The organism is Aeromonas sp. FL131, from assembly GCF_049860615.1.
GTDB lineage: Bacteria > Pseudomonadota > Gammaproteobacteria > Enterobacterales > Aeromonadaceae > Aeromonas > Aeromonas hydrophila.
The window spans coordinates 2215996-2239560 of record NZ_CP187595.1; the positions used below are offsets into that span (position 1 = coordinate 2215996).

General features: G+C 62.4%; 20 protein-coding genes and 1 riboswitch. Of the genes, 13 read left to right on the plus strand and 7 right to left on the minus strand.

The genetic code is table 11. From position 1 onward, the window contains the following. Positions 1-286: 286 nt before the first annotated feature. Complete coding sequence (gene msrA, locus ACPW75_RS10240) at positions 287-919, minus strand: peptide-methionine (S)-S-oxide reductase MsrA (RefSeq protein ID WP_077096427.1); 633 nt, start codon at positions 917-919, stop codon at positions 287-289. Positions 920-1178: 259 nt separating this feature from the next. Between msrA and argA the strand changes: the two genes are divergently transcribed. Together argA and lysC are read left to right on the plus strand one after the other, a co-directional pair. Further along, positions 1179-2507: an amino-acid N-acetyltransferase gene (gene argA, locus ACPW75_RS10245; protein ID WP_011706389.1), complete on the plus strand. Its 1329-nt coding sequence runs from the start codon at positions 1179-1181 to the stop codon at positions 2505-2507. 107 nt (positions 2508-2614) lie between these two features. Continuing rightward, positions 2615-2839, plus strand: a riboswitch (Lysine riboswitch). 89 nt (positions 2840-2928) lie between these two features. Next, positions 2929-4281 (plus strand): lysine-sensitive aspartokinase 3, encoded by a 1353-nt coding sequence (gene lysC / locus ACPW75_RS10250; protein ID WP_077096428.1) that lies wholly within the window; start codon positions 2929-2931, stop codon positions 4279-4281. Between the two features lie 93 nt (positions 4282-4374). Here lysC and ACPW75_RS10255 read toward each other — a convergent pair whose 3' ends face one another. Further along, complete coding sequence (locus ACPW75_RS10255; protein WP_045527015.1) at positions 4375-5463, minus strand: hypothetical protein; 1089 nt, start codon at positions 5461-5463, stop codon at positions 4375-4377. 254 nt (positions 5464-5717) lie between these two features. Between ACPW75_RS10255 and ACPW75_RS10260 the strand changes: the two genes are divergently transcribed. Further along, the gene (locus ACPW75_RS10260; RefSeq protein WP_077096429.1) at positions 5718-7979 is read left to right on the plus strand and encodes an LTA synthase family protein; all 2262 of its coding nucleotides are present in this window, start codon (positions 5718-5720) and stop codon (positions 7977-7979) included. A gap of 89 nt (positions 7980-8068) precedes the next feature. On the opposite strand, the gene ACPW75_RS10265 is transcribed toward ACPW75_RS10260, so the two are convergent. Further along, the gene (locus ACPW75_RS10265; RefSeq protein WP_077096430.1) at positions 8069-9082 is read right to left on the minus strand and encodes a S66 family peptidase; all 1014 of its coding nucleotides are present in this window, start codon (positions 9080-9082) and stop codon (positions 8069-8071) included. Positions 9083-9347: 265 nt separating this feature from the next. On the opposite strand from ACPW75_RS10265, the gene ACPW75_RS10270 reads away from it, so the two are divergent. The 5 genes from ACPW75_RS10270 (at position 9348) to cysG (ending at position 14874) form a co-directional block, all read left to right on the plus strand. Continuing rightward, a complete protein-coding gene (locus ACPW75_RS10270; RefSeq protein WP_077096431.1) occupies positions 9348-10190 on the plus strand; it encodes a patatin-like phospholipase family protein in 843 nt (280 codons plus the stop codon). Positions 10191-10388: 198 nt separating this feature from the next. Beyond that, positions 10389-11447 (plus strand): anaerobic sulfite reductase subunit AsrA, encoded by a 1059-nt coding sequence (gene asrA, locus ACPW75_RS10275; protein WP_077096432.1) that lies wholly within the window; start codon positions 10389-10391, stop codon positions 11445-11447. A gap of 1 nt (position 11448) precedes the next feature. Next, a complete protein-coding gene (gene asrB, locus ACPW75_RS10280; protein ID WP_077096433.1) occupies positions 11449-12288 on the plus strand; it encodes an anaerobic sulfite reductase subunit AsrB in 840 nt (279 codons plus the stop codon). Positions 12289-12299: 11 nt separating this feature from the next. Next, positions 12300-13310, plus strand: a complete 1011-nt coding sequence (gene asrC / locus ACPW75_RS10285; protein WP_077096434.1) for a sulfite reductase subunit C — start codon at positions 12300-12302, stop codon at positions 13308-13310. Between the two features lie 172 nt (positions 13311-13482). Continuing rightward, on the plus strand, positions 13483-14874 hold the full coding sequence (gene cysG, locus ACPW75_RS10290) for a siroheme synthase CysG (RefSeq protein WP_077096435.1): 1392 nt from the start codon (positions 13483-13485) through the stop codon (positions 14872-14874). Positions 14875-14962: 88 nt separating this feature from the next. Here cysG and ACPW75_RS10295 read toward each other — a convergent pair whose 3' ends face one another. Next, positions 14963-15565 carry a hypothetical protein gene (locus ACPW75_RS10295; protein ID WP_077096436.1) on the minus strand — a complete coding sequence of 201 codons (603 nt, stop codon included), beginning with the start codon at positions 15563-15565 and terminating at the stop codon, positions 14963-14965. Between the two features lie 52 nt (positions 15566-15617). Here ACPW75_RS10295 and ACPW75_RS10300 point away from each other — a divergent pair, with 52 nt between their 5' ends. Beyond that, the gene (locus tag ACPW75_RS10300; protein ID WP_256821975.1) at positions 15618-15752 is read left to right on the plus strand and encodes a hypothetical protein; all 135 of its coding nucleotides are present in this window, start codon (positions 15618-15620) and stop codon (positions 15750-15752) included. A gap of 87 nt (positions 15753-15839) precedes the next feature. Here the strand turns inward: ACPW75_RS10300 and ACPW75_RS10305 are convergent, their stop codons facing one another. After that, positions 15840-16157, minus strand: coding sequence for a heavy metal-binding domain-containing protein (locus ACPW75_RS10305; protein ID WP_011706400.1), 318 nt, complete (start codon positions 16155-16157; stop codon positions 15840-15842). Positions 16158-16594: 437 nt separating this feature from the next. On the opposite strand from ACPW75_RS10305, the gene ACPW75_RS10310 reads away from it, so the two are divergent. Genes ACPW75_RS10310 through ACPW75_RS10320 form a run of 3 tightly spaced genes read left to right on the plus strand, consistent with a single transcriptional unit; the run spans position 16595 to position 19663 of the window. After that, positions 16595-17713, plus strand: a complete 1119-nt coding sequence (locus ACPW75_RS10310) for an HBL/NHE enterotoxin family protein (protein ID WP_179101433.1) — start codon at positions 16595-16597, stop codon at positions 17711-17713. 24 nt (positions 17714-17737) lie between these two features. Next, positions 17738-18817 carry an HBL/NHE enterotoxin family protein gene (locus ACPW75_RS10315; protein ID WP_017408109.1) on the plus strand — a complete coding sequence of 360 codons (1080 nt, stop codon included), beginning with the start codon at positions 17738-17740 and terminating at the stop codon, positions 18815-18817. 45 nt (positions 18818-18862) lie between these two features. Continuing rightward, positions 18863-19663 carry a hypothetical protein gene (locus ACPW75_RS10320; protein ID WP_077096438.1) on the plus strand — a complete coding sequence of 267 codons (801 nt, stop codon included), beginning with the start codon at positions 18863-18865 and terminating at the stop codon, positions 19661-19663. Between the two features lie 105 nt (positions 19664-19768). On the opposite strand, the gene ACPW75_RS10325 is transcribed toward ACPW75_RS10320, so the two are convergent. Then, positions 19769-21061: an NAD(P)/FAD-dependent oxidoreductase gene (locus tag ACPW75_RS10325; RefSeq protein WP_039213461.1), complete on the minus strand. Its 1293-nt coding sequence runs from the start codon at positions 21059-21061 to the stop codon at positions 19769-19771. Between the two features lie 78 nt (positions 21062-21139). Beyond that, positions 21140-21679: an alpha/beta hydrolase YcfP gene (gene ycfP / locus ACPW75_RS10330; RefSeq protein ID WP_016351064.1), complete on the minus strand. Its 540-nt coding sequence runs from the start codon at positions 21677-21679 to the stop codon at positions 21140-21142. Positions 21680-22148: 469 nt separating this feature from the next. On the opposite strand from ycfP, the gene ACPW75_RS10335 reads away from it, so the two are divergent. Continuing rightward, on the plus strand, positions 22149-23564 hold the full coding sequence (locus ACPW75_RS10335) for a nucleobase:cation symporter-2 family protein (RefSeq protein WP_077096439.1): 1416 nt from the start codon (positions 22149-22151) through the stop codon (positions 23562-23564). Position 23565 lies beyond the last annotated feature (1 nt).

The following is a 23565-nucleotide window of genomic DNA, read 5'->3' on the forward strand; positions in this document are numbered from 1 at the left end:
ACATGAAAAGGGCCGCCTTCAACGGGCAGCCCTGCTTGCTATCATTTCAACTCATCAAGCTTTTCAATGACTTTTATGAATTTTCGAGGCAAGAAATGTGTCTGGTCTTAGCCGCCATCCATGGTGGCTACTAGGTTAGGCAAAGCGGGTTCAATTTAGTTCCCGCCCATGACACATTTTTTTATGATTTTTTTCACTCTCCTGACAAAGCCCGATAAAAAGGCCGCAAACGCGGCCTTTTTCTTTTCACCATCAATGACAAGTCACAGATACCCGTCATCTTCACCTAGCGGTTGAGGCTCGGCGGCAGGCAGACGCCGATGCCCCCCAGGCCGCAATACCCGTCCGGATTCTTCTCCAGATATTGCTGATGGTAATCCTCGGCGTAATAGAAGGGCGCCAGCGGCAGAATGCGGGTGGTGATGGTGCGCCCGTCACCGCTCGCCGTCATCGCCTGCTGGTAGGCGGCCAGACTCTGCTGGGCAATCGCCTCCTGGGTGTCGTCCCCGAAGAAGATGACGGAGCGGTACTGGGTGCCGATGTCACCGCCCTGGCGCATGCCCTGGGCCGGATCGTGCTGCTCCCAGAACAGCTTGAGCAGGTCGCCGTAACTGATCATCTTGGGATCAAACACCACCTGCACCGTCTCGGCATGGCCGGTCAATCCGCTGCACACCTCCTTGTAGGTGGGATTCTGGGTCACCCCGCCCTGATAGCCGGCGGCGGTGGAGTAGACCCCGGGCTGTTGCCAGAACAGGCGTTCCACCCCCCAGAAGCAGCCCATGCCGAACCAGGCCACCGCCATCTCTTCAGGCCAGGGTCCCTGAGTCGGGTGACCATTGACCGCATGCTGCTGGCCAATCACCATCGCCTCGCGGCGTCCCGGCAGCGCGTCTGCCGGCGAAATAATCTGTTCCATGCACCCTGTCCTTGTATAAAAACCTGTGCGATCGCACAGCTGACGAAAAGGAATATCGAAGATAACAGTTTATGGGCCGGGATCAACCTGAGGCGTACCCTCACACCGCTGACACCCCTGCCCCGCCTGGTGTCACCGCTGTTCGGGCCGCCAGGCCGTCCCGATGACAAAATCGCGCAAAATCAATATTTAATCTTGATTTGTGCATTTATTTTCATATATTGAGCCCATTGCTGTTTTTTTATGGAAGAAGCCTCAAGTGCGTGAACGCGAACCCAGCCTGGTCTATGCCTTTCGGCAGTCTACCCCCTACGTCAATGTGCACAGAGGCGCCACCTTCGTGCTGATGATGGGGGGGGAAGCCCTCTGCCACCCCAATTTCGCCAACATCGTCAGCGATATCGCCCTGCTGCAGACCTTAGGGATACGCTTGGTGCTGGTATTCGGCTCCCGTCCGCAGAACGACGAGGCGCTGGCCCGCGCCGGCATCGAGGCCCAGTACCACAAGCGAATTCGGGTCACCGATGACGAGAGCTTCGCCATCATCAAGCAGGTGTGCGGCGGGTTGCAGTACGACATCACAGCCCAGCTCTCCATGGGGCTCGCCAACACTCCCATGCAGGGGGCCCGCATCAGCGTGGTGAGCGGCAACTTCGTCACCGCCCAGCCGCTCGGGGTGGATGACGGCATCGATTTTTGCCACAGCGGCCGGGTACGCCGCATCGACGTGGAGGGGATCACCCGCCAGCTGGATCAGAAGAGCCTGGTGCTCATCTCCCCCATCGGCTGCTCAGTCACCGGCGAGAGCTTCAACCTGAGCTCGGAAGAGGTGGCCCGCCGGGTGGCAGTGGATCTGAAAGCGGACAAACTCATCTGCTTCAGCAGCACCCAGGGGGTGATGGATCGCCACGGCGAAGCCATCTCCGAGCTCTTCCCCGAGCAGGCCGAAGAGTTGCTGGTGGAGCTGGAGCAGGCAGGGGAAGAGATGTCCGGCACCGCCCGCTACCTGCGCGCGGCCATCGCCTCCTGCCGCGGCGGCGTGCCCCGCTCCCACCTGGTGAGCTATCAGGATGACGGCGCTATGCTGCAGGAGCTGTTCAGCCGCGATGGCCTCGGCACCCAGATCGTGCGGGAAAGCGCCGAGCAGGCGCGCGCCGCCACCATCGAGGACATCGGTGGCATCCTGGATCTCATCCGCCCGCTGGAGGAGGAAGGGATCCTGGTGCGCCGCTCCCGCGAGCAGCTGGAGATGGAGATCGACAAGTTCACCATCATCGAGCGCGACGGCCTCATCATCGGCTGCGCGGCACTCTACTGCTTCATGGAAGAGGCGATGGCGGAGATGGCCTGCGTCGCCATCCATCCCGACTACCGCAACTCCAACCGGGGGGATCAGCTGGTGGCCAAGGTGGCCGAGCGGGCCAAGCGGCTCGGCATCCGCCGCCTGTTCGTGCTCACCACCCGCTCCATCCACTGGTTCCGGGAACGGGGCTTCGATCCGCTGGAGGTGGAAGATCTGCCGGTGGCACGCCAACGCCTCTACAACTGGCAGCGTCGCTCCAAGGTTTTGTCAAAGACAATCGTATAACCCATTGATTTTGCGTTGCCTTGGCTGACTTTTTGAACTTTTTTACAAACTCGATTGACAGTGCAATCCAACGCAAGGTATTTCTAAATGCACTCCACCGCCCTGGTGGAGCCAGAAGAGGAGCGCTGCCCAGGCAGCCCGAGGGAGGACACCAGTGTCCGGTGAACTTGGGTCAGGGGGAGCAGCGCCGAGACATCTGAGGCAACTGGATACCTCAGTGTCGGCTGCGGGGGCTGAATCCCCCGGGTTGTCATCGGTAGTGGTCATCCCCCACCGCGCTCCGACAGGGGCGGGTACGGGATGGGCTCTGCGGGTGGAGTGCTTCTGGCCGGGATAGCTTCGATCATTCCTGCCATTTTCAGCCTCCTCCTCTCTTTTTGCCCGATGGATCCGGATTTTCATATTAAGACAGGAGTAAGCAATGAGCCCGATCAATGTCGCCAAGTTTGGCGGAACCAGCGTCGCCAACGCGGCAGCCATGAACAACTGCGCCGATGTGGTGCTGGCCAACCCGGCCACCCGGGTGGTGGTGCTGAGCGCCAGCGCCGGCGTCACCAATCTGCTGGTGGCACTGGCTCAGGGCGATCTGGACGAGGCGGGCCAGGAGGCGCAACTGGCCAGGCTCACCGAGATCCAGCAGGCGATTCTGACCGAGCTGGGCGACCCAGGAGACCTGAGTGACCTCATCCACGGCCAGCTCGGCGAAATCCGCACCATGGCACGCCAGGCCCATCTGCACACCGATGCCGAGCTGGCCGACAGGATCATCGCCTGCGGCGAGCTGATGTCCACCCGCCTCTTTACCGAGCTGCTGCGTCAGCGTGGGGTGAAAGCCTGCTGGCAGGATGCGCGCCAGCTGCTGCGCACCGACAGCCGCTTTGGCAAGGCCAGCGTGGATCTGGCCACAACCCGCGACCTCTGCCAGGCCGCGCTGGGGCCCCTGCTTGGCGACAGCCTCATCATCACCCAGGGCTTTATCGGCGCCGACGGCGATGGCCGCACCACCACCCTGGGCCGGGGTGGCTCCGATTACAGCGCGGCCCTCTTGGCCGAGGCACTCGACGCCGGAACCATCGAGATCTGGACCGACGTGCCCGGCATCTATACCACGGATCCGCGCCTGGTCACCCGGGCCCGCCCCATCCCCGAAATCAGCTTCGTGGAGGCGGCCGAGATGGCCACCTTCGGCGCCAAGGTATTGCACCCGGCCACCTTGCAGCCGGCGGTGCGCCAGGACATCCCGGTGTTTGTCGGCTCCAGCAAGGATCCGGCCGCCGGCGGCACCTGGATCCGCGCCAGCACTCGCACCAATCCGCTGTTTCGCGCCGTGGCCCTGCGCCGCAACCAGGTGCTGGTCACCCTGCACAGCCTCAACATGTTCCACGCCTACGGTTTTCTGGCCGAGGTGTTCGGCATCCTGGCCCGCCACCGCATCTCGGTGGATCTCATCACCACCTCGGAGGTGAGCGTGTCGCTGACCCTGGATCACACCGGCAGCCAGAGCAATGGCGAGCCCATCCTCGGCGACAAGGTGCTGGCGGAGCTTGGTCAGCTGTGCAAGGTGCAGGTGGAGACGGGGCTGGCGCTGGTGGCGCTCATCGGCAACCGGATGAGCGAGGCGGCCGGGGTGGGCAGTCAGGTCTTTGACGCCATTCGCGAGCACAACATCCGCATGATCTGTTACGGCGCCAGCGCCCACAACCTCTGCTTCCTGGTCAAGGAGGACGAGGCGGGCCACATCGTCAACCGCCTCCATCAGGAGCTGCTCGACTGATGTACTGACACAACATGGAAATAAAAAGAGGGGCCGGCTGGCCCCTCTTTTTATATGTGGTGATATGAAGATGAAAACTAAATGCGGTTCTCCCTAGCCCACCGGGGTCGGCACCGGCAGCAGGTTGGCCCGGATCTCCTCGCGCAGCCCTTCCAGTCGGCTCAGCAGCGCCGCCTGACTTAAGCCCGCCTCGTCGGGGCCCAGGTTGTCCACCAGCTCGGCGAAGTGTTCGGTCACCGCCTGCTGCAACCAGTCGAGCCGGCGCAGGGTGAGCGGGCCGCAGCTCTTGCCGCTGAGATCGTCAGCAATGTCGAGCCGATGGCTGCGATACATGTCGCGCCACCAGTTGGCGGCGAGCGCCTCCTCGCTGGCCAGCGCCGAGCGCCACTCCCCCAGCAGGCTCTGCAAGCGGGCCAGCACCGGTGCGCTTGCCCCCTCCCGGGTCAGGTGTTGCAGCTCCCGCTGCGCCCAATTGATGCACAGGCCGCGCCAGTAACGAAACTGCGGCAGCGGATCCGGCTCGTCGAGCCACAGGCCCGAGAGGGTGCGGGTCTCCAGCCGCTCCGGTACGTGAAATGCGGGATCGGTGAGGCCGTTGGAGTTGAATTCATGACGGGGGTCAAAGGGCCACATGTAGCCAAAGTCGAACACGCTGATCTGCTGGCCGTCGTCGAGCAGGTTGCCGGGGCTCGGATCCCAGTCGAACCAGCCCCAATGGGCCAGCTCCGCCTGCACCGCCAGCATCTGCGCCAGGTTGCGCTCATTCAGTTCATGCACCGGCACGCCCCGCAGCCAGGGGGAGACCAGCACGCCAGCGCGAGCCGAGCCAAAACAGGTACAGACCACGTTGGCCAGGATGGTGGGGTGCAACTCCCGCAGGGCCTCTATCTCGCGGCGGCGCTCCAGCTCGGTCAGGAAGGCGGTTCTGCCGTCCACGTTGGCCACCAGGGAGTCGTGCCGGCGCCGCTTCAGGCACCAGTGATGTCCCTCCACCTTGAGGTGGAACACCTCGGCGGTGAGGCCGTGACGATAGACCTTGAGCACCGCCGGATGATCCTCCTTGAGTCGCACCAGCTTGGCCACGGACAAGGGACAGTCCTGCTCGCGCCCGATCCGGATCTCCTGTTTGCTCTCCAGCATGCGGAGCAATCTTGCCTGACGTGCCGCTACTTTGGGATTCATACATGTACCTCCATCCATATTGAGAGACTAAGCAGCAAGGCAGAGGCAGGCCAGTGGCAAAGCGCCATGATGACGCTTTCATCACAGAATGAGTGCGGCCCCCGGATCGGGATCACAGTTTGCATGGTTTCACGGTCACGCAATGTTCATTGTCCGGTCATTAAATTGACAACAAGGAACAAGCCCATCACCATCGGGTCAAATTAAATGCAGCAGCCATGTTTCATCGCCACTCGCTCAAAGGATGAGCCCATATGAAAGCCCCCACTTCAGCGCGCTTGTCAGCCAGGGTGCCCGCTCTGCCCTCCGTGCTGCTCGCCATGCTGGCCGCGCTGCTGCTGCTGACCCTGTTGCTGCCGCAGATCAACCCCGCCAGCTGGCTCGGCCGGGCCCAGCCGCTGGTGCTGGGGCCAGCGGACAACCCCATCGCCACCCTCACCCGTCATGCCCTGCTCTACAAGAGCGACAGCCGCGGCCTCTATCTGGTGGTTCGCAGCCAGTGGCAGTTGCGCGGGCCGCTGCAGGAGGGTGACAAGGTCAGGGTGGAGCTGCTCAATGAGAGGGGCGAGCGCATCGATCAGCTGAGCCAGCCGGTGGACAAGCGCCAGCAGTGCCGCAAGGGACGCTGCACCCTGGATCTCAACAGCACCCTGCGCGCCCCCGACGACGCCCTGGCCAGCCGCTATCAGCTGCGGATCGGCCTGCTGCTCAAGGAGAGGCCCGAGAGCGGTGAATTCAGCCAGATCCTGCAGACCCTGCCGGAGCGGGGTTTCAACCTCACCTATCTCTGCACCAGCCTGCTGCTGGTGCTAGCCCTGAGCGCGGCCGTGCTGAAGGTGGTGCTACCCACCCTCAGGCGCAATCTGCGCTGGCGCATCGCCGGCAGCCTGCTGCTCGGCAACCTCACCTTCGTGCTGCTGCACGGCTTCGTGGTGTTCAAGCTGGGGGAGTTTCTGCTCTGGTCAGGCTTTCGCCCCGAGCACTACTACCTGGCCTGGGGCAGCATGGTGCTGGGCTGGAGCCTCTGCGCGCTAGCCGGATTCAACCTCTACATGGGGCTGGTGTTCACGGCGCTGTCCGGCATCGGGCTGCTGGCGAATTTCATGAAGATCGCCATCTACGGGGTACCGCTCGGGGGGGACGATCTCGGCAACCTGGTGGCGCTGCTGCTCATCCTGCTGGAGCAGCACCCGGTGCTGCCGCTGCTGGGCGGTGCGCTCGCCCTCTTCTTGTGCTGGCGCTTCGCCCTGTCGCGCTGGATCCTGCGCACCCTGGCCGCCACCGCCGCCTTCTTTGCGCTGTGCGTGTTCGCCACCCAGACCGGCAACAAGCTGCTGGGACCCAACATTCGCTACGTGGACAGAGCGGTCAACTACCACAGGGACATCATCCGCTCGGGGCCCGGCCTCTATCTGTTCAACCTGGTGGACGAGATGCTGCAAAGCGGCAGCGTGTTTCGCTATCCCTTGCAGATCAACGAGTTCACCCCTCAGCTCAGCCACGTCAGCCTGAGCCAGCCGCCCCGCTTCGATCTGGTGATCGTGCTGCAATATGAATCCCTCTGGCTCGGCTGGCAGGGCAAGATCTGCGCGCCGCCCCCTACCCTGAGCCTGCCGGCCAGCGTGCAGCAGTGGCACAAGACCATCCACTCCCCCACCACCGGCGGCATGACGGTACTGGCGGAGTTCGAGATGAACACCGGCCTGCCGGTGGGGTTGCTCAAACAGGGGGTGGTGCCCTACTACTACCTCTCGGAGCAGGTGCCGGGCCTGGCGCAAAGTGCGAAGCAAAGTGGCTACCAGACCCTGTTTGCCCACCCCTATGTGGAAAAATTCTGGGGCCGCGCCAAGGCGATCCCGGCCCTTGGCTATGAGGAGCGCTGGTTCGATACCCGCTTCTCCACGCTCGAACACAAGGGGCTCTATATCTCGGATGATGCGTTGATCGACCACCTGCTCAAGCGCAGCGAGCAGGATGAGCAGCCGCTGTTTGCCTACGCGGTCACCATGCAGGGGCATGGCCCCTTCGACGGGGATCGCTACCAGGCCCAGCAGCTCGACAAGGCCTGCCCGGATCAGAGCGATGCCGATCGCCAGCTGCTCAACACCTACTACACCGGCGTGGTGGATGCCATGGCGTCGCTGGAGCATCTGCTGACCAGCCTGGATCGCTCAGGCAAACGCTACCTGGTAGTGGCTTTTGGCGATCACCAGCCGTTCCTGATGTCCGCCGGCAAGGGCATTCACGGCGACAAGCCGCCCCGCGATGCCAGCTACCAGATCCCCATGATGGCCTTTGCCCGCGCCGATGACTCCCTCAATCTGGCGACCCAGTTTGCCCCGGTGCGCCAGCTCTATCAGATGGGCCAGGCCACTCGCCAGCTGCTGGCGGGCGACATGACCCCCATCCCGGATCTGGCCCTGCTCCACCCGGTGCTGGGAGAAGAGAAGGGTTTCGATGTTGCCCCCCTGGTGCCGCAGATCCGCGCCAGCTTCCGGCCCGACGCCCTGCCCTGAGCCCCGCTACCGCGGGACAGATGACAAAGAGGTCGCCCGGGCGACCTCTTTGTCTATTTGCCGATGCGGCCATGGCAGCCAACGCGGGCTTACTCGCCGAGCCAGGGCTCGCACAGGGTGAGACGCTGGGCATCGAGATCCAGCATCGCCTCGATGCCAAGGGGCAGGGTCAGCATGGGGTGGGTGTGGGCGCAGTCATACTCCGCCAGAATGGGGAAGGTCGGCTCCCCTACTACCTCCAGCAGGATATCGAGCGGCCGCCGCCCGCTGCCCTGACTGTCGAACAGCTCGTGTTTGCCGAGCACCAGGGCACCGATGCGATCAAACACCCCGCACAGCTTGAGGTGGGCAAACGAGCGCTCCACCGTCGCTGCCAAATGGAGGCTGTCCTCCAACAGCAGAATGTCCCCTTGCTCGATGGCCGGCATATAGGGGGAGCCCCAGATCCCCGCCATCGTATTGAGGTTGCCGCCGATAAGCCGGCCCCGCACCCGACCAGTGCCCACCGAGATCAGCCGGTTGGGTTGGCACTGCTTGGCCCGGGTCTGGTTCTCCCAGTCAAGCCGCTCCTCGGTCCATTGCGCCGGGGTCGGCAAGGTGTGGGGCACGGCGCCACCACCGGCCTGGCAGATCTGGCGAAAGCCCGCCAGCGTCTCGTCCACCAGCGGCGAGAGCTCGCCGAAAGAGGCCACCAGCGCCGGTCCGTAGAAGGTGACGAGGCCAGTGCGGGCATGAATGCCGAGCAGTAGGGCCGTCACGTCGGAGTAGCCGATGACTATCTTGGGATCCCGCTTGAGCGCATCAAAATCGAGGTGGGGCAGCAAGGAGTTGGAGTTGTTGCCGCCAATCACCGACATGATGCAGCGCACCGCTGGATCGCGAATGAGGGCATTGAGCTCGTCAGCACGGGCGGCGATGGAGCCGGATCGCCAGTGATCCTGCTGGCCGGTTAGGCTGCCCGCCTTGAGTCTGAAGCCCTGCCCCTCCAGAAACGCTCCGGCACGGGCAAAGCGGTTTGGTGCCCAGGCGGTAGCCGCACTGGAGGGCGAAAAAAAGCCGATGGTATCGCCGGGCTTGAGCCCCGGCGGTTTGAGCAGAGCCATGAATTGCGTACTCCCTGACTGAAATGATGGGGCCCCTCCTTCCCAGGGCTGAGGATAAAAACGTCCCCATACTAGTCCCTTCCTGGTCTGCTTCACAAGCAGTCAAGCAACCCATTTTGTTTAATAAAACAAAACGACTGATTCAAAATTTACAGATATACCGAACAAAATCACCTGCCTAGAATGAACCCAATCAGCTCGCCAGCCCGCTGCTGGCCTTTCTAATACGGCTCTGTTTGGCCGGATCATCGATGAGGCGTCAGTCATGAATACACACCCATCCCCCAGCGCTCTAGTTGTCGAAGGCGGCGCCATGCGCGGCATATTTGCCAGCGGCGTGCTGGATGCCTTCATCGAGCATGACTATCGCCCGTTTGACTTTGCCATCGGCGTCTCGGCGGGGGCCACCAACCTGCTGGCCTATCTCGCCAGCCAGCATGGTCGCAGCCACGACATCCTGACCGAGCTGGCCTGCCGCCAGGAGTTCATGGATCCGCTGCGTTTTGCCAAGGGGGGCAATCTGGTGGATATCCACTGGCTGTGGAACACCAGCTGCCGCAAGTACCCCCTCGATATTCACGCCTACCGGGAGACTGGGATCCCCTTCTACGCAGTGGTGACCAACACCCTGACTGGCAAGGCGGAGTACATCCGGGTCAAACCGGAGAACATGAACGAAGTGCTGCCCGCCAGCTGTGCCATCCCCCTCGCCTCCCGCGAATACCCCGAGGTGCACGGGGTGCCGATGACCGATGGCGGGGTGGCCGACTCCATCCCGGTGATCGAGGCCTACCGGCGCGGTGCCCGTCAGCTGACGGTGATCCTCTCCGAACCGCTGGGCTATCGGCTCAAGCCGATGCCCTTCCCCTGGATGATCCGCACCCTGCTGAAAACTCGCCCCGCCCTGGCGCAGGCACTGGAACAGCGGGATCGCAGCTACAACGAGGCACTCGATTTTATCGCCCATCCGCCGGCGGACTGCCAGATAGAGGTGATAGCACCGGCCGACTACTTCCCGGTCTCCCGCTTTACCCGTGATCCCGACAAGCTGGAGCTCGGTTACGTGATGGGCAAGTGCGCCGGCTATCAGGCAGCACGGCTGAATTGACCGTTCACACAGGCATGACCCGACCTGCCGCGACGCACGCGCCGCCAACACAACAACAATCGGGTCAGTTGAGCAACATGAGTCATAAAAACAGACCGTGGCGAGGCAAGCGCGGCCAGCACAGGTGCCAGACACTCTGAGCGGTCTGCTCCTCATCCCTATGTCAGGGCATCTCGCCCTCATACAAGGTGTTTATTTATGTCGTTTCTTCTCACCCAGCCCGCGCTGGCGCAGCTGTTCGAGCGGCTGCTGCCCGATTACCGGATCATGGCGCCCGCGGCCGAATATCGGGGCGGCCGTTTCTCCGACACCGACAACGTCACCTACCACAGCATCCGTCATCCGGCCGATCTTGTGTGGCAGGAGAAGTCCCACTTCTCCCCGAAAGAGGTGGTGCTCCCCATCACCCAGACCCTGTTCCACTTCGACAATCTGGAGCTGCGCGAATCGAAGGTTGAGGCCAAGCCCACCCTGCTGTTTTTGCGCAGCTGCGATATCCACGCCCTGCGCAGGCTGGATCAGGTCTACCTGAAAAACGGCCAGAACAGCGACGTCTACTACGCCCGGCTGCGCAGCAAGCTCAAGCTGGTGCTGCTGGAATGCCGCGAGAGCTTCGAGAACTGCTTCTGCGTCGCCATGGGCAGCAATGAAACCCGGGACTACGCCGCCGCCATTCGTCTGAGCGATGAGGGAGCTCGCATCGAGGTCAAAGATCCAGATCTGCTCGGCTACTTTGCCGAGCTGGGCGAGCCCGACGACTTCACCTCGGAGTTTGTCCAGAGCAACCCGGTCAAGGTGCGCACCCCGGACAGCGTCTGTGACGATCCCAAGCGCATTCGCCAGATCCTCACCGCCCATCCGGTCTGGGCCGAGTACGACAGCCGCTGCATCGGCTGCGGCCGCTGCACCACCTCCTGCCCGACCTGCAGTTGCTATAGCGTGCACGACCTCACCTATGCGGAGAACCCCAAGCAGGGCGAACGTCGTCGCCAGTGGTCCAGCTGCATGGTGGATGGCTTCAGCGACATGGCCGGTGGCCACGGTTTTCGCGCCAAGCACGGCGAGCGCCTGCGTTATCGCGCCCTGCACAAGGTCAACGACTACAAGGCCCGTCAGGGGGAGGAGCACATGTGCGTCGGCTGCGGCCGCTGCGACGATCGCTGCCCTCACTACATCTCCTTTAGCAACATCATCAACAAGATGACCGATGTGGTCGAACAGACCATCGCAGCCGACCACGCGCAGGGGGCGAACTGATATGTGCCAGTGCCAACAAACCGTAACAGCAGAACAGCAGCAGGAAGTGGTCGAAAACCGCCTGCTGCCCAAGGCCTACACCATTCTGGCCATCGAGCGCCACACTGAGCTGGAGTGGAACTTTCGGGTCTCCCGCGACTTTGACGTCCACTACGGCCAGTTTGTGGAGATCTCCCTGCCCACCGTGGGCGAGGCGCCCATCTCGGTCTCCGACTATGGCGATGGCTATGTGGATCTGTTGATCCGCAAGGTCGGCAAAGTGACTGATGCGCTGTTTGCCCTCGAGGTGGGCGACAAGGTGTGGATGCGCGGCGTCCACGGCAACGGCTATCCGCTGGAGACCTACCGCGACCAGCACCTCATCGTGGTGGCGGGCGGTACCGGCGTTGCGCCGGTCAAGGGGCTGCTGCGCCGCTTCAGCAAACATCCGGAACAGGTGAAGTCCCTCGACATGATCCTCGGCTTCAAGAATGAGCAGGCGGTGCTCTATCGCCACGAGATGCCGCTCTGGGCCGAGCAGCAGAACCTCATCGTCACTCTGGACGAGGGCAAGGAGAGCGAGCAATTTCGCATCGGCCGGGTCACCGACTACATCGATCAGCTGGATCTCGCTGACAAGGAGGATATCCAGGTGATCGTGGTCGGTCCCCCCATCATGATCCGCTTCGTGGTGCTCGCCTTCCTCGAGCGCGGCATCCCCAAGGATCGCATCTGGGTCGACTACGAACGTCGCATGGCGTGCGCCGTGGGCAAGTGTGGCCACTGCCGGATGGGCGACACCTATATCTGCGTGGATGGCCCGGTCTTTCGTTTTGACCAGGCCCAGCATCTGATCGACTGAGGGAGAACACCATGAGTCTCGATATCGACATCATCAAGGCCCGCGCCAAGAACGAATACCGCCTCTCCAAGGTGCGCGGCGAAGCGATGATCAGCGTACGCATTCCCGGCGGGATCATGTCCGCCCACCTGCTGGCAGTGGCCCAGCAGATTGCCGAACAGTACGGCAACGGTCTGATCCACCTCACCACCCGCCAGAAGCTGGCGATGCCCGGCATCAAGTATCAGGACATGGACAAGGTCAACGCTGCCCTCGAACCCTTTATCAAGGAGATCGAGGTGGAGACCTGCGGCATTGAGGTGGATGACACCCGCGCCGGTTACCAGAGCATCGGTGGGCGCAATATCGTCGCCTGTCAGGGCAACACCATCTGCCAGAAGGGCAATATCGACTGCACCGGGCTGGCCCAGCGGATGGAGAAACACCTCTACCCCAACCCCTATCACCTCAAGATGGTGATCGCCGGCTGCCCCAACGACTGCGCCAAGGCCAACATGGCCGACTTTGGCATCCTCGGCATCGCCAAAATCCACTTCAATGCCGAGCGCTGCATCGGCTGCGGCGCCTGCGTCAAGGCGTGCAGCCACCACGCGGTGGATTGCCTCGCCATCAAACATGGCAAGGCGGTCAAGGAGGAGAGCAAGTGCATCGGTTGTGGCGAGTGCGTGCTGGCCTGCCCGACCCTCGCCTGGCAGCGGGATCCCAAGCAGCTCTACATGGTCAAGCTGGGGGGACGCACCAGCAAGAAGACCCCCCGTACCGGCAAGCTGTTTCTCAACTGGGTCACCGAAGAGGTGCTGCACGCGGTGATCAAGAACCTGTTCGAGTTCGAGTCCGAGATGCTGGATGGCAAACCCATCTACCTGCACATGGGTCACCTTATCGATCGGGCCGGTTATCACAAGTTCAAGGAGCGGGTGCTGCGCGGCGTCACCCTCAACCCGGAAGCCATGGTCGCTGACCGCATCTTCTGGGCCGAAGATCAGTACGTCGCCAACATGCATGTCAAAGCGGTGCAATAGGAAAAACCTCGTTTGGGGAAGCTGATCATAGTGGCCGACAACCGGTGGGGATCTGTCGTTGGCCCGGGCGTGGATCACGCTTCCCCCTTTTTCCTCTCACTGCGTTTCTACTCCTTCTCCTCTTTTTGTCCTGCGCAGCCCGCTGCTGCCAGACCTATATCCGGAGCCCGTTATGGACTTTCTCCCTCTCTTCTGTCAGCTGCAACACAAGCCGGTGCTTATCGTCGGCGGCGGTGAGGTGGCAGTGCGCAAGGCGCGCCTGCTGCTCGATGCCAAAGCCCGGGTGACCATCAATGCCCCCCATCTCGAGCACCAGCTGATGAGCTGGGCCGAGCAGGGACTGCTTACCGTCTACGCCGCCGACTTTCACCCCGAGTTGCTCGATGGCAAATGGCTGGTGATCGCCGCAACCAACCAGCCCGAGGTCAACCAGCAGGTTTTCAACGAAGCGAGCCTGCGCCAGATCTTCTGCAACGTGGTGGACTCTCCTGCCCACTGCAGCGCCATCATGCCCGCCATCATCGACCGCTCGCCGCTGATGGTGGCCATCTCCAGCGCAGGGACGGCACCGGTACTGAGCCGCCAGCTGCGGGAGAAAATCGAAGCCCTGCTGCCGCAACACCTCGGCCAGCTCGCGGCGCTGGCGGGCAAGCTGCGCGAGCGGGTCAAGGCCATTCCTGACAAGCTGGCTCGCCGCCGTTTCTGGGAGCGTCTGTTCCGGCACGAACGGCTGGCCCGCCAGCTGGCGCGCGGCCAGCAGCTGGCTGCCGAACAGAGCATCAACAAGCTGCGGCTCGAACCACAACAGAGTCAGGGCAGCGTCACCCTGGTGGGCGCCGGCCCCGGCGATGCGGGGCTGCTCACCCTGAACGGCTTGCAGCAGCTGCAACAGGCGGATGTGGTGGTCTATGACCGGCTGGTGTCGCAGGAGGTGCTGGCACTTGTTCGCCGGGATGCCGAGCTGATCTTTGTCGGCAAGGAGGCGGGCCGCCACTGCGTACCGCAACAGGCGATCAACCAGCTGTTGCTGGATCAGGCACGGCTGGGCAAACAGGTGGTCAGGCTCAAGGGGGGCGATCCCTTTATCTTTGGTCGTGGTGGCGAGGAGCTGGAGACCCTGGCCGAGGCGGGGATCCCCTTCTCGGTGGTACCGGGCATCACGGCCGCATCGGGCTGCGCCGCCTATAGCGGCATTCCCCTCACCCACCGTGATCACGCCCAGCGGGTGCAGTTCATCACCGGCCACGACAAGGAGGGCAATATCGCACAGGAGTGGTCGGCGCTGGCGGCCCCTCGCCAGACCCTGGTCTTCTACATGGGGCTGGCCCATGCCGGCCGCATTCAGGACGAGCTGCAGACTCACGGCCTGCCCGGCCACACCCCGGTAGCACTGGTGGAGCAAGGCACCCGCCTGCAGCAGCGGGTGGTACGCGGCGAGCTGCAGCAGTTGGCGCAGTTGGCAACACGGGTCGGCAGTCCGAGCCTGATGATCATAGGTTCGGTGGTGACGCTGGCCGACAAGCTGGACTGGTACGGCGAAGCCAATACCCTGGCGGGGGTGTAACCGCTCATAGCGCGCCCCTTCAGTAGACCAGTAAAAAAGCGACGCAGGCCATGGCCTGCGTCGCTGTTACCCCCAGATGAACTGTCGGTTATTCCAGCGTGATCGGGCCGGTCGAGCCCGCATCCGTATCCTGCCAGCTGCTTTCGCTGCGCACACGGGGATCGCCCTGCAGGGTATAGAGGATCATCCCCTGACGAAACTGCAGGGCACCGTCGGTGCGCTTGGCTTTCACCTTGACCTCGTTGACCCACACCTGCTCCTTGCCGTCGATCCTGATCTCGGCCACGGTCTGACCGGTCCCGCTGTTCTTGGCGGTCCACTTGCCCTGATAGGGAGAGTTTCCCTTGACCATCGGCAACGCGGCCGCCTTGCCTGCCGACCAGGATTGCACGGTACAGATGCCATTGGCACGCTTGTCGTGCTTGATGGCGTAGTCGATGCTGGGCTCGCTGGTGGCGGAATCCGAGGTGATGCCGATCATGATCTTGCCGCTCTGGGCCGAATAGGCATTGGGGGCATCGGTTTTCAGGGTGGCCTTCTTGCCGTTGATGTAGACGTTGCCCCCTTCTCCCTTGACCTGGATATTCATGGGGCAGCTGGCGCTGAAGTTGGGCACGGCCGCCGCAACGCTGCCAGCATGGGCGGTGATGGCCAGGGTGATGATGGTCAACAGAGCTGATTTCTTGTGCATCTTGATACGCCTTGAGAGAGATGAAATGTCATCCGTGCCGGATGTCGTCCTGATGGCACACACTCTAGTGCTGACGGCTCACCGTCGCCCAGTTAAAAAAGATGAAATCGGCAGCGGGCCATTATTAAAAAATATTAAAGATAACAATCAACAAGTTATGAGCATACATTGGCACATTTTCCGCTGATGGCCAGGGAAGCGGCACCACCAGCACCCACAAAAAGGCCGATAACCAGGTTATCGGCCTTTGCCAAAGCAGGGGGGAAGCTCAGGTTTAAACCAGCACGGCAGTGCCGCTGATGCTGACCATCAGCATGCTGCCGCTTTGCCCCACCACCTCGTAGTCGATGTCGATGCCGACCACCGCATTGGCCCCCAGCGCCGCGGCGCGCTCCTTGAGCTCGTCGAAGGCGATTTCCCGGGCCCGGGCCAGCTCTTTTTCATAGGCGCCGGAGCGGCCGCCGATGATGTCGCGGATCCCGGCGAACAGATCCTTAAACACGTTGGCGCCGAGAATGGCTTCACCCACGACGATGCCGCGGTACTCACGAATGGTCTTGCCTTCCAGGGTGGGAGTGGTTGAGAGGATCATCTTGTTTTCCTTGTGGAGTGTACTGGGGAGACAGCCTAAAGCAGCGCAGGAGACCAGGCAAGCAGGCAGACTCGATACGTGCCAGCCAGACCCTGGCCGATCGTGCCCCATATCCCGGAGCCACAGCCCGTTGACCGGCCTGTTTACTGGCAGAAGTTATCGGAAAAAGGCAACACCGGGCCGCCAAAACGCCCCCTGCAGACACCCCTTTCATTAGCCGATCCGGCTCAAACATCAAGTGGCAAAACTATCAGTTGTGACCCATTTTGCCTTTCCCTAGGGTGAGTCTGTCCCGGCACCAGCCCGGGGACAGACCCACTTCGTCACGAGGAGAGCAGCATGATGCAGCAGGATACCCGACTACCTCACCCCACCCTCGCACTGGGGGCATGTTTCCCCGCCAGCCCGCTCGTCGACACCGCTATGGAGGCCATGTCATGACCACGATCGCCACCCTGGATCTGGGGGATCAAGGTCTGCTGGCCGCCTACCTGTCGGCGACCTCACCCGCCCTGCTCAACCAGACCTATGCGAACTTGCTGTTGATGCAGCAGTCTTTGGCCAACAGCGAGATCGACTCCACCCTCGCGGTAAAAATCGAGGCCTACCAGGCCCAGATGATGAGTCAGGCACGCTATTACCAGCAGACCAACCTGTCCGGTCTTATCCACCTGCTGAGCAACGGCTCCAACTTCTATGCCCTGGTCGCCGCGTTCAACCGCCTGCTGGGTCAGGAAGATGACGCCGCCGTTCTCACGGGCGGGGCCCGGCTGGGACAACAACTGACGTCCCTCGTCGATCAGGCCCAGAGCTATCGGCTCAATGCCCAGGCACTCAATACCCGCGTGCAGGTGGCATGGGGTTCCCTGCGCCCCCTGATGACGCAGTTCAACGGCGTCATCACCCAGCTCGAGCAGGATCTGATGGCCGACGCCAAGCGTCAGACCGAGATCATTGACACCCTCAACAAGGCTATCGCCGCCAATATCCAGGCGATCGTCGATGAGGGTGGCAAGGCCGGTGAAGGGGTCAACCAGCTGGGACGGGCCATCGTCACCTCGCTGACGCTGGAGCAGAAACCGGCCGACAAGGGGGCCAAACCCGCCACATCGCAGGAGATAGCCAAAGAGACCGATCAGCAGACCCAGTACATGATCTCCGGCCTCGAGGCACTCTCCTCAGGCATCGCTGGCTCCAGCCAGGCGGCCCGCGAGCTCAAGACCAACACCGACAAGCTGGCCCAGGCCTATCAGGCACTGGCCGTCACCAACACCCTGCTGACCGTGGCCAAGTCGGTGCAGGCGCAAAACCAGCTGTTTGTCGACACCTACAGCCGGGTTGCCGACACCGTCACCCAGTTGCCCGCAGGCTGGCAGAAGGTGGCCGACGCCTATCAAGGGGCCGTGCCCGTGGTCACTGACCTCAACAGCCCCGACGACGTACGCCAGCTGCGGCGCACCGTGGCGCTCAACACCCAGTCCTGGCAGCTGCTTTCGAGCCAGGTTGACGACATCAAGGCAGCCTACGCCGGCAACGGCATCCTGCCCGACGCTTAATCCCACCACGCAAGGACACGCCAAATGACCAACGCAACAACCATCACCATGGACCAGGGTATGGCCAACCAGGCTTCCCAAGCCATGCAGATCCAGACCTACTGCAACAGCGTCAAGCAGCAGGTGCCGGTGGACTTCAGCCAGTTCCCGAACCTCAAGGACAACCAGACCCAGATCAACCAGGGGCTCGATCTGGCGAAGGGGCACGCCGACCTCTATCTCAATACCATCCAGCCACAGATCATCACCAACATCAGCAACATCTCCAACTACTTTGCCCTGCAAAACGCCATTCCGGCCGTGCTGCCGCCCGGCTCCACCAAGGCGCAGTGGCTCAGGCAGCTGAGCGTCATCAAGGAGCAGGCTACCGAATATCAGCGGCTCTCCGCCGACACCCGCCTGGTGATCGTCAATCTCAACAACAACCTCATCACCGACTCCAGCAACTTCCAGGGAATCGTGGTAAACCTCAACAGCAAGGTGCAGGGGGATAACGGGGTGCTCGCCCAGCTCAACGGCGACATCGACAAGGTGAACGCGGCCATCGACGGCGCCATCGCCGGCATCGTCGCCGGGGGGCTGCTGGTGATTGGTGGCGCCTTCGTCACCGCCATCGGTGCCGTGGCTGACTTCGTCACCGCCGGCACCTCGACCCCGGTGGTCATCGGCGGGGTCGCCATGATGGTCGCCGGGGCCGGCGGCATCACGGCTGGCGCCATTGTGCTGCACAACTCGCTGGGCGCCCGCCAGGATCTGTACCAGAAACGCAGCAGCCTCAACAGCGAGGTGCTGATCGCCACCCAGATCGGCAACGGCTACAAGGGGCTGCAGGTGCAGGCGCAAAACGCCGTCACCGCCGCCACCCAGATGAGCAATGCCTGGGACTCCCTCACCTCCGATCTGGGCAGCCTGATCACCGACCTGGACAAGGGGATCACCAGCGGCGACGACATCCGCCAGCTCTGGCTGACCGCCGCCGACACCACGGTCAAGACGGTGCTCACCGACGTAACCACCATCAAGGCCCAGATGGCCGGGGTGAGCCCGCTGCAAGTGCCGCAGACCGACACCATCGCCAACTTCGTGGCGCGCCTGGCCGCCTAAACCACGGGAGGGTGGCCTGGCCGCCCTCTTTCATAAGGAGACCCCATGAGCAACGGCATTCTTTCCCAATCCATTGCCAACATGCAGCAGGCCGAAGCGACCATTCAGTCCTTCAGCGGTCTGCCGCAAAACGCCGTCAACATCCAGCAGAACGTCGGTGAGGTAGTCGCCGCCCTGCTGCCCCAGGTGCAAACCATGCAGCAGCAAGTCCTGGCATTTGCTGCCCACCTGGAGCTGCAACTGACCCAGCAGCTGGCCAATACCGGCCCCTTCAACCCCGATGCGCTCAAGGCGTTCGTCGATCTGGTCCAGCAGGAGATCACCCCCATCCAGACCCTGACCGCCCAGACCCTGACCGCCAGCCAGACCACCAACGATCGCATCACGCAAGACAACATCGCGTTGCAACGGATCGGCGTGGAGCTGCAAGCCACCATCGCCGGGCTGCAATCCAATCTGGACGGCGCCCGGCAGGAGCTGGACTCCCTCAACAAGAAAAAACTCTACCTGCTGGGGCTGGGATTGCTGGGGCTGCCGGGCCTCATCGCCCTGGCCGTCACCCTGACGCAGACCCAGAACAAGGTGAGCAGCCTGGAGGGACAGGTGAACCAGATTGAGGGGCAGATCCAGCGTCAGCAAGGCTTCCTCGGCCAGACGGCGGCCTTCTCCCAGCAGTTCGGCTCCCTCATCGATCGGGTGAGCAAGGTGGGCAACACCATCACCCTGCTCGGCGGCGACATTGCCAACGTCGCCCGCGATGCCGGGCAAGGAGACCCGGAACTGGCGCGGCTGTTCTTCACCGCCGCCCTCACCGAGGTGCGTACCCTGCAGGTGGACGCCTCCTGATACCCCAGCAACAAAAAAGGAGAGGCCAGGGCCTCTCCTTTTTCATAGTGCGCGTTTCATGGTGCACGGAGCCATTACCACCCCGCCACGTTTGCCCCAGGCGGCTTAGTGCAGCTTCAGGGTCGGGCGCAGCACCCGGTTGATGCGGCCCACCAGCATGATGAGGCCGGTCTTGACGTAGCCGTGCAGGGCGATCTGGTGCATCCGGTAGAGCGAGATGTAGACCAGACGGGCGATGTAGCCCTCCACCATCATGGAGCCGCGCATCAGGTTGCCCATCAGGCTGCCCACGGTGGAGAAGCGGCTGAGGGACACCAGCGAGCCGTGGTCGTGGTAGAGGTAGGGCTTGAGCTCGCCGCCGTTCATCTTGGCCAGGATGTTCTTGAACGCCTGGGTCGCCATCTGGTGGGCGGACTGGGCGCGCGGCGGCACGAACTTGCCGTCCGGCTGCGGGCAGGCGGCGCAGTCACCGATGACGAAGATGTTCTCGTCGCGGGTGGTCTGCAGGGTCTCTTTCACCACCAGCTGGTTGATGCGGTTGGTCTCAAGACCGGCGATATCCTTCATGAAGTCCGGCGCCTTGATACCGGCTGCCCACACCATCAGGTCCGCTTCAATCAGCTCGCCATCCTTGGTGTGCAGACCATCGCTGGTCGCTTCGGTGATCATGGTGGCGGTACGCACGTCCACGCCGAGCTTGACCAGCTCCTGATGGGCAGCGCCGCTGATACGCTCCGGCAGGGCCGGCAGGATGCGGGGGCCCGCTTCGACCAGGGTCACCTTCAGGCTGTCGGTGGTCAGATTCTTGAAGCCGTAGGCGTAGAGCTGCTCGACCGCGTTGTAGAGCTCGGCAGAGAGCTCGACGCCGGTGGCGCCGCCGCCGACGATGGCAATCTTCACCTTGTCGCCCGGCTGGTATTCGGTGGCGAACTGCAGGAAGCGGTTCATCATGCTGTTGTGGAAACGGTGCGCCTGGGAGGGGCTATCCAGGAAGATGCAGTGATCCTTGATGCCCTTGGTGTTGAAGTCGTTGGAGACGGAACCGATGGCCATCACCAGGTAGTCGTAGGGCAGTTCGCGCTCGTTGACCACGATGTCGCCGTTATCGTCGACGATCTTCCCCAGCACGATGCGTTTCTCGTCGCGCTTGATGTCGGTGAGGGTACCCAGCTGGAAGTCGAAGCCGTGGTTCTTGGCGTGGGACTGGTAGCTCAGGGCGTCGATGCCCGCGTCCATGGAGCCGGTGGCCACTTCGTGCAGCAGGGGTTTCCACAGGTGGGTACGATTGCGATCAACCAGGGTGATCTTGGCCTTGTTCTTCTTGCCCAGCTTGCGGCCCAGGCTGGTGGCCAGCTCCAGACCGCCGGCACCGCCGCCGACGACAACAATATTGGTCATGGTTAATTACCTCGGTTCCATTAAAGCGAAGGGAGCCATCGGCTCCCTTGATAGTTGAATCCATGACGTGACGATCAATCAGGCTTCTTTGAAAGCCTTCATCTGTTGCAGGTGATGAGAGATGTTCTTGAACTTGTGCGTCTCTCGCTCATCCCACACGATGTTGTAATAATTCTTCAATTCACGCTCAGTTTCGCCATTATCGCGCACTTCATCCTGAACGGAAAGGATGCAGAGGCAATTTCCTGAATTTTTACTACGAAATTCAGACACACATTTGGTGCCGATATCCTCGTACTCTTCCGGTCGGTCGATCTTGCCCTGCATGGTGATTTCGGGGTGCAGGTTGGGGTTGAAGATCACCTGCTTGATGCCGCACAGGAAGCCGATGCGCTCGCTCCAGTACCCACCCAGCCCCACCCCGCAGATGAGGGGTTTGGGATCGGTGCTCATGTCGAGCTGCTTCTTCACTTCCTTGAGCAGGTGGCTCATGTCATGACGGGGGTGAACCGTGCTGTAGTGCACGAAACGCACATCATCATCAATAAACTGCAACTGCAGCACTTTCTCGTGATTGCCCGGGCTGGTGGCATCGAAGCCATGCAGATAGATGATCATGGATAAGACCTCAGGATCTGTGTCGGTTTTATCGAAACTACCCCAGCGGCAGGGCCCTGCGCCACCAAAACATCCTACTTTCTTGCTTTGGATCACGCCCTCGGTTACGGATGAAACCAGACGGTGCGCCGCCGTCCACTGCCGGCTATCAATCTGAGAGCCCGGCCGACCGAAATGATAACCGGGCTACCAATCTGAAAGCCCGGCCCCATCGACTGGCAAACGATTGTCAGCCGTCGGCGCGAGCAAGCGTGATCCCGCCTGCAAAAATACGCATGAACAGGGCCAACAGACACCCATGCCTGCCGGCTGAGCACGGTTCCTGCACTCCCCCTGCGATACCGCGTGAAGGCAATCTTCGCCTGCGCGGCCGGATCCAGGGCGACCCGGACCCCATCCATGAACGGGGCAGCCAGCCTGCCCCATCTTGCCCGGCTCTCGTCGCCGGGTCGCAAGGAGTGATCTGTTCATGAACCAGACCCAGCCCCCCGGGGCGGCCAAGGGCCGCGCCATCGACGAAGTGGAGCGCCTGCTCCCCCCCGGCCAGCTCTTTACCCTCGGCCTGCAGCATGTGCTGGTGATGTATGCCGGCGCCGTGGCGGTGCCGCTGGTCATCGGCGGCAGCCTGGGGTTGCCCAAGGATCAAATCTCCTATCTCATCAGTTCGGATCTCTTCTGCTGCGGCATCGTCACCCTGCTGCAGTGCCTTGGCATCGGCCGCTTCGCCGGCATCCGCCTGCCGGTCATCATGTCGGTCACCTTCGCCGCCGTCATGCCCATGCTGGCCATCGGCGCCAACCCGGCGCTGGGGCTGACCGGCATCTTCGGCGCCACCATCGCCGCCGGCATCCTCTCCACCCTGCTGGTGCCCCTCATCGGCCGCTTGATGCCGCTCTTCCCCACCGTGGTGACCGGGGTGGTCATCACCTCCATCGGCATCAGCATCATGCAGGTGGGCATCGACTGGATGGCGGGGGGCAAGGGCAACCCCGAGTACGGCAGCCTGCGCTACATCGGCACCAGCTTTCTGGTGCTGGCCTTCATCCTGCTGGTGACCCGCTTCACCAAGGGCTTTTTCAGCAACATCTCGGTGCTGCTCGGCATCCTGTTCGGCTTCGGGGTGGCCATCGCCATGGGGGAAGTGAGCCTGGACGGCCTGAGTGAAGCGGCCTGGTTCGCCCCCATAGTGCCGTTCGCCTTCGGCTGGCCCACCTTCGATCCCATCTCCATCGCCACCCTCACCGTCATCATGCTGATCACCTTCATCGAGTCGATGGGGATGTTTCTGGCGCTCGGCGACATCGTCGGCCACCCGGCCAGCCGGGGCGACATAGTGCGCGGCCTGCGGGTGGACGGCATCGGCACCATCATCGGTGGCATCTTCAACAGCTTCCCCCACACCTCCTTCTCCCAGAACATCGGGCTGGTGAGCGTGACCGGGGTGTCGAGCCGCTGGGTCTGCGTCATGTCGGGGGGGATCCTGCTCGCCTTCGGCCTGGTGCCCAAGATGTCGGTGCTGGTCGCCTCCATTCCCCCCTTCGTGCTGGGGGGCGCCGGCATCGTGATGTTCGGCATGGTACTGGCCACCGGCATCCGCATCCTGGCCAGGGCCGACTACAACAGCAATCGCCACAACCTCTACATCGTCGCCATCAGTCTAGGGGTCGGCATGATCCCCACCGTCTCCGGCCACTTCTTCCAGCACTTCCCCGCCGCCCTGCAACCGTTGTTTCACAGCGGCATCCTGCTGGCCACCCTCAGCTCGGTGCTGCTCAACCTCTTTTTCAACGGCTACCAGCCGGACCTGCGCCACCAACCGAGGCCCCTGCTGGTGGGGCCGGTGCGCCCGCCCGCTCAGCCGCAACCAGGCAAACCCGCCTCATAAA

What these genes read in the sequence shown, in the direction of transcription:
- ACPW75_RS10305 (WP_011706400.1), bottom strand. Translation starts at nt 16,157, where the DNA reads ATGATCCTCTCAACCACTCCCACCCTGGAAGGCAAGACCATTCGTGAG.
- msrA (WP_077096427.1), bottom strand. Translation starts at nt 919, where the DNA reads ATGGAACAGATTATTTCGCCGGCAGACGCGCTGCCGGGACGCCGCGAG.
- ACPW75_RS10255 (WP_045527015.1), bottom strand. Translation starts at nt 5,463, where the DNA reads ATGAATCCCAAAGTAGCGGCACGTCAGGCAAGATTGCTCCGCATGCTG.
- ACPW75_RS10300 (WP_256821975.1), top strand. Translation starts at nt 15,618, where the DNA reads ATGGCACACACTCTAGTGCTGACGGCTCACCGTCGCCCAGTTAAAAAA.
- lysC (WP_077096428.1), top strand. Translation starts at nt 2,929, where the DNA reads ATGAGCCCGATCAATGTCGCCAAGTTTGGCGGAACCAGCGTCGCCAAC.
- ACPW75_RS10325 (WP_039213461.1), bottom strand. Translation starts at nt 21,061, where the DNA reads ATGACCAATATTGTTGTCGTCGGCGGCGGTGCCGGCGGTCTGGAGCTG.
- asrC (WP_077096434.1), top strand. Translation starts at nt 12,300, where the DNA reads ATGAGTCTCGATATCGACATCATCAAGGCCCGCGCCAAGAACGAATAC.
- ACPW75_RS10320 (WP_077096438.1), top strand. Translation starts at nt 18,863, where the DNA reads ATGAGCAACGGCATTCTTTCCCAATCCATTGCCAACATGCAGCAGGCC.
- ACPW75_RS10295 (WP_077096436.1), bottom strand. Translation starts at nt 15,565, where the DNA reads ATGCACAAGAAATCAGCTCTGTTGACCATCATCACCCTGGCCATCACC.
- ACPW75_RS10335 (WP_077096439.1), top strand. Translation starts at nt 22,149, where the DNA reads ATGAACCAGACCCAGCCCCCCGGGGCGGCCAAGGGCCGCGCCATCGAC.
- ACPW75_RS10270 (WP_077096431.1), top strand. Translation starts at nt 9,348, where the DNA reads ATGAATACACACCCATCCCCCAGCGCTCTAGTTGTCGAAGGCGGCGCC.
- cysG (WP_077096435.1), top strand. Translation starts at nt 13,483, where the DNA reads ATGGACTTTCTCCCTCTCTTCTGTCAGCTGCAACACAAGCCGGTGCTT.
- ACPW75_RS10315 (WP_017408109.1), top strand. Translation starts at nt 17,738, where the DNA reads ATGACCAACGCAACAACCATCACCATGGACCAGGGTATGGCCAACCAG.
- ACPW75_RS10265 (WP_077096430.1), bottom strand. Translation starts at nt 9,082, where the DNA reads ATGGCTCTGCTCAAACCGCCGGGGCTCAAGCCCGGCGATACCATCGGC.
- ycfP (WP_016351064.1), bottom strand. Translation starts at nt 21,679, where the DNA reads ATGATCATCTATCTGCATGGCTTCGATGCCACCAGCCCGGGCAATCAC.
- ACPW75_RS10260 (WP_077096429.1), top strand. Translation starts at nt 5,718, where the DNA reads ATGAAAGCCCCCACTTCAGCGCGCTTGTCAGCCAGGGTGCCCGCTCTG.
- asrA (WP_077096432.1), top strand. Translation starts at nt 10,389, where the DNA reads ATGTCGTTTCTTCTCACCCAGCCCGCGCTGGCGCAGCTGTTCGAGCGG.
- asrB (WP_077096433.1), top strand. Translation starts at nt 11,449, where the DNA reads ATGTGCCAGTGCCAACAAACCGTAACAGCAGAACAGCAGCAGGAAGTG.
- ACPW75_RS10310 (WP_179101433.1), top strand. Translation starts at nt 16,595, where the DNA reads ATGACCACGATCGCCACCCTGGATCTGGGGGATCAAGGTCTGCTGGCC.